The sequence below is a fragment of the Mycolicibacter sinensis genome (assembly GCF_001667375.1).
In the GTDB taxonomy this organism is placed as follows: Bacteria; Actinomycetota; Actinomycetes; order Mycobacteriales; family Mycobacteriaceae; genus Mycobacterium; species Mycobacterium sinense_A.
This window is the reverse complement of the sequence record NZ_LZIN01000107.1, coordinates 1-721: the sequence shown is the minus strand read 5'-3', so window position 1 is coordinate 721 and position 721 is coordinate 1. Positions and strand designations below refer to the sequence as shown.

At 66.2% G+C, this 721-nt stretch carries 1 protein-coding gene; it reads right to left on the bottom strand.

Features of this window, described 5'->3' with window-relative positions; translation table 11 throughout:
* Window positions 1-721: PE-PPE domain-containing protein (locus A5771_RS24730; RefSeq protein ID WP_064857189.1), on the bottom strand; the 721-nt coding region annotated here is incomplete at both ends.

Sequence of the window (721 nt, the reverse complement as noted above, 5' to 3'; positions counted from 1 at the left end):
CGCTGTCGACCAGCCCGTGGCTCCACGCATTGATCCAGGCGCCGAACTGGTCGAAGTCACCGGAGATGTCGATGTCGGTGATCGCGCCGTCGGTGGTGGCCAGGTGGTTGGCCACCTGATCGGGCGTGAGCCCCAGATACATCATGTGCTCGTAGAACAAACCGAGCTCAGAGGTGGACGTGGGGTCGGTGACCGGATCTCCGGGGATCGTGTAATCGGTTACCGCGAACCAGTTGTTCGGGGTCTGGACACCCGACAGCAGAGCAGTGTCGAAGAAGTCGGAGGAGGAAACCCCGCCCATACCCTCCGACGCGGTGTCGGCACCGACCGGATTGCCGATGAACACGAAATGCAGCAACTGCGGGTCGACGCCGTCGTGTTCCAGCTGGGCCATGGCGATCGAACCGGCCGTGGCGCCCTGCGACCAGCCGAACACCCACAGCGGGTTGTCGGCATCGTAGGCGTCGGGGTTGGCGTTGAGTTCGGCGTGCACCGCCCGCACGATCTCGGCCGCCCCGACGAAACTGCTGTGGCCCTGCTGGACCAGCGCCGGGGTGGACAGGATCCGCAGCGGGGAATCGCAGATGCCGGCACCGATCACGCAGACCGTCGGATCGTCGCCGGCGTCGAAGCCTAGCGGGTTGAGGAACAGGTCGGCCGCGGTTTGGGCGAACGCCGCCGAGGGCGTCGGCAACATCGTCCCGCCGACGAAGATCGCGGT